The following is a 4,362-nucleotide window of genomic DNA, read 5'->3' as shown; positions in this document are numbered from 1 at the left end:
TCGCCGCCGCGGCCGCCTGCTTCGTGCTCCGTTTCGCCTACGAAGGGCTCCAGATCGCGAACTCGGGCCCCTTCGTCGAGCTCCTGGTCGTCGTCATGTTCGCCGTGTGCACCGCGCTCGCCTTCCGGCACACCTGGGACGGCTTCACCAAACGCCCCGACCCCGAGCGCCAGGCTTCCCTGCGCGGGCTGCTCGCCATCGGTTTCGTCGGCTCCCTCCTTGCCTACTTCCTCCGCTCCCTCACCGAGGCCCCCGGCGAGAAACTGCACCGCGAGGAGTACCAGCAGGCCCGTGAGCAGTACGAACGCCGGTCCACTCGCCGCACGGGCAACCCCGCCAAGAAGCGCCGTCGCTCCTGACTCGGCGGCCATCACCTCCGTACGGAACGGCCGACGCCGCCCGGACCACCGGTCCCGAACGCCCCGAAACCGCTGTCCCCGGCACCTCCGGCTCGCCACCATGGACGTATGACGGCCACGTCCCGCTCCGCCCGAGCCCGCTCCTTCAACGCCGCCGCGGCCCAGTACGCCGCGAACCGCCCGTCCTACCCACCCGCCCTCTTCGACGCCCTGGAAGATCTCGCCGCCCGCCCCCTCACCGGCTCCCGTGTCGCGGACGTCGGCGCGGGCACCGGCATCGCCACCGCACTCCTCAGGGACCGGGGCGCACGGGTTGTCGCCGTGGAGCCCGGCGACGGCATGGCGGCCCAGTTCCGCCGTGCCCTCCCCGACGTCCCCCTGCTGCGCGGCGACGGCAACGCCCTGCCCCTCGCCACCGCCTCCACCGACTTCCTCACCTACGCCCAGGCCTGGCACTGGACCGACCCCGCCCGCTCGGTCCCGGAGGCCCTGCGCGTGCTGCGCCCGGGCGGTGCGCTCGCACTGTGGTGGAACACCGACGCCCAGGGCGTCCCCTGGATCGCCCAGCAGGCGGACCGCATCAAGCGGTACGTCGGCGCCGAGCACGCCCCCAAGAACGCCATCGGCGGCATCCGTACCGAACTCGCCTTCAAAGGCGCTCCCGGGATCCCGGCCCACACCCACCGCGTCGTCCGCTGGAGCCGCACGGTCCCGGTCGACACCCACCTCGCCAACATCGGCAGCCACTCGGTATTCCTCGTCCTCGGAGAGGAGAGAGCGAACGCCTTCCTGACCGAGGAGCGGAAGCATCTCCTCGACGTCTTCCCGGACGGCCTGGTCGAGGAGGTGTACGACGTGTTGCTGATCGTGGCGACACGCCCCTGACCCGCGCCCGTACAAGGTCGATACGAGGCCCGTACGTCCGCGCGGCCGCACCCGGGGCCCGCCGACGCACCGGACCGCGCAGTATTTGCGTCCCGCCCTCCGGACACCGAAGCCGCCCCACCACCCCCGGTGCGAGGATGAATCCGGACGACGCAACCCCCGGAGGGCACCCGCACCATGACTCAGAAAGTCGCAGTCCTCGGCACCGGCAAGATCGGCGAAGCCCTGCTCAGCGGAATGATCCGAGCCGGCTGGGCCCCCGCCGACCTCCTGATCACCGCCCGCCGCCCGGAGCGGGCCGAAGAACTCCACACCCGTTACGGCGTCACCCCGGTCACCAACACCGAGGCCGCGAAGACCGCCGACACCCTCATCCTCACGGTCAAGCCTCAGGACATGGGCACGCTCCTCGACGAACTCGCCCCCCACGTCCCCGCCGACCGCCTGGTCATAAGCGGCGCCGCCGGCGTCCCCACCTCCTTCTACGAGGAACGCCTCGCCGCCGGTACACCGGTGGTCCGCGTCATGACGAACACTCCCGCCCTCGTCGACGAGGCCATGTCCGTCATCTCCGCCGGCAGCCACGCCACCGAGGCCCACCTCGCCCACACCGAGGAGATCTTCGGTGCCGTGGGCAAAACCCTCCGCGTCCCCGAGTCCCAGCAGGACGCCTGCACCGCGCTCTCCGGCTCGGGCCCGGCGTACTTCTTCTACCTGGTCGAGGCCATGACCGACGCCGGCATCCTGCTCGGACTGCCTCGCGACAAGGCCCATGACCTGATCGTCCAGTCCGCGATCGGCGCGGCGGTGATGCTTCGCGACAGCGGCGAGCACCCGGTGAAGCTCCGCGAGAACGTCACCTCGCCGGCCGGGACGACGATCAACGCCATCCGTGAACTCGAGAACCACGGGGTCCGTGCCGCCCTCATCGCCGCTCTGGAGGCGGCCCGCGACCGAAGCCGCGAACTCGCTTCCGGCAACAACGCCTGACCCGGCTTCCACCGCCCACCGCCCGGCGAGCGGCGGTGGGCGTCACGGCCACGTACGGCCAGCAGCCCGATCGCCCGGTACGCGGAGTCGACCCGCGGCCGGGCCCCTCCCGTGGTAGGCGTAGGCCCTCGATCTCGACGGCGGCGCCCTCAGCCCGGAACGGGAGTCGGACCGACGCCTGCGTTCGCCGGGTCCGACCAACTCGGCCTGCGACTCCGCAAGGGGCCCGGCGTCGTACATCCACAGCCGGGCGAGCGTCTCCGCCGGCGAACCGGACGCGGGGTCGACGAGCGCGAGCCGGGCACGGGCCCGGACGGCGCCGCGCAGCCGTACGACGCCTGGAACAAGAAGACGCCCGCCGAGAAGCAGGCGGAGCGGCCCGCGACTCGGGCAAGATGAAGGACCCGAAGACCGCGATGGAGTACCTGGGTGGTTCCTGCCACGCACCATCTGCTGCCGGCGGCGATGCGTGAGCTTGCCCCGCCGTGGAACGACCTGACCTGGGACCGGGAACGAAAGCTGGAGGAGCTGCCACACACGGAAGCGAACGAGCGGGCTGCTCTCGACGCGCTGACGGCTGCCTTGCACGAGCCGCCGTATGAGACATCGGCCGTCTGGAGCGGCGCATCCCCAGAGCTCTTCGACCGGATCCGCCCCGAATCCATGCACTGGCTCGGCCAGAGCATGCCGACGGCCGACCGGCTCACGCTCGAGGCCGTCGCCGACCTGATCAGGGGCTGGGCGGAAACAGCAGAACCACCGGTGTCGCCCCGGGTGCTCGAGGAGCAGTTGGCCCCCGCTGCTGCGGCCTTGGCTGCCTACGCGCTCTCCGACTGGGCGCACGACCTCTTGCGCTGGCTGCGACAGGAGCCGCGGAACGAGGAGCGCATCGCGGCGGTGGCCGAGGGCGCTGTCGAAAAGGGACTCTCATCGCACGAAGCCGTGAGCCTCCTGCGGGACATCGGCGCGCCCCACGGCGAGAACGCGCTCCTGCGCGTGGTCCGGAAGGAAGACCTGAGCGAGTCCGACCACGCATGGGCACGGGAATCGCTCAGGCACCTGCGCTCCCCCCGCTACGAGGCCCGCGCCCAGGAACCGGTGTCGGGGGAGGAGCCCTTGCTTCCTCCCCCCACACCAGAGCTCCCCTACAGCTGGGACTACGGCTTCCAGTGGCCGCAGGATCTGCCCGAGACCGACGAGAACTTCGCCTTCGCGCGCGCGATCCTCGAGGCCGGTGCGCCGACGGCCCCGGTACCCGAACCGGTTCCCCACCCCGAATGGCAGGGCTACGAGGACGACGAGCCGCCCGTCTGGCTCGAAGCCCGCGCCGTCCTGCGGGCCCTGATGCCGTACGCCCGCCTCGTCACGCGGCAGCGCCTGACCGAGGCGATGCAGGAATGCGCCCTGCTCGGGATCCCCGGCGTTCCGCAGGACCCCGGCAGCGAGGAAGCGGAAGGCTTCATCCGGCAGTGGGGGACCTGGATCGGCGGCTGGATCGCGGGCGAGGTCTTCGCCTGGCTCGGCATGTACGTCGACGATCAGACCTCCATCACGCCGTGGGCGCTGGAACTCGCCGAGCAGTACACACGCCACGGTGTGGCCGCCGAGCAGGCCGTGGGGATGCTGCGCTGGTGGAACGCCGTACCCCGCAGCCGTGAGGCCCTCGCCCGTATCGTGGCCGACGATTCACTGCCGCCGGAAGTGAGGGAGCCGGCCCAAGCCGGGCTGGAGCAGGAATGACCCGACCAACGGCCTTGACGATGATCCGGGGCACCGTCCATGCCCCTGGCTGGATCCGCGCCGGCCGGCAGCTGCGCACCCGCGCTGGAGCGTGGTCCTGGTCCGCCGAGGCGCCGTGCGGGTACGAGTTGACACGCACCCGCAGCATCCGTAATGTTCTCCGGGTTGTCCGACGTGAGCGCCGACTACGGTCGGTCCCCGGGCAGCCATTCCGCGAGTACCAACCACTGTTCGGCGATCGGGCTTCCCGCCTGGCGTCGTTTCATTGACGTGTGTATTTGCGAAATGAGGAATCCGCGTTCGAAAGGACGCGGCCCCGATTAGCGTCGGAGGTCAGGAATCCGCTAAAGTCTCACTCGTCGGAACGGCCCAACAGCCGGGAAGACAA

At 70.9% G+C, this 4,362-nt stretch carries 4 protein-coding genes; all 4 read left to right on the top strand.

Annotated features, from left to right (window positions below):
- Window positions 1–359, top strand: a 359-nt coding sequence (locus BIV24_RS30510) for a hypothetical protein (RefSeq protein WP_071369709.1), incomplete at its 5' end; no start/stop codon positions are given.
- Window positions 360–467: 108 nt separating this feature from the next.
- On the top strand, window positions 468–1,244 hold the full coding sequence (locus BIV24_RS30505; RefSeq protein WP_071369708.1) for a class I SAM-dependent methyltransferase: 777 nt from the start codon (window positions 468–470) through the stop codon (window positions 1,242–1,244).
- Between the two features lie 177 nt (window positions 1,245–1,421).
- Window positions 1,422–2,234, top strand: a complete 813-nt coding sequence (gene proC / locus BIV24_RS30500) for a pyrroline-5-carboxylate reductase (protein ID WP_071369707.1) — start codon at window positions 1,422–1,424, stop codon at window positions 2,232–2,234.
- Window positions 2,235–2,663: 429 nt separating this feature from the next.
- Window positions 2,664–3,974: a hypothetical protein gene (locus BIV24_RS30495; RefSeq protein ID WP_071369706.1), complete on the top strand. Its 1,311-nt coding sequence runs from the start codon at window positions 2,664–2,666 to the stop codon at window positions 3,972–3,974.
- The last annotated feature ends 388 nt before the right edge of the window (window positions 3,975–4,362 follow it).

Origin of the sequence: Streptomyces colonosanans (assembly GCF_001866645.1) — a bacterium.
Lineage (GTDB): Bacteria > Actinomycetota > Actinomycetes > Streptomycetales > Streptomycetaceae > Streptomyces > Streptomyces colonosanans.
The sequence above is the reverse complement of the archived record's forward strand: the minus strand, read 5'-3'. Positions and strand labels throughout refer to the sequence as shown.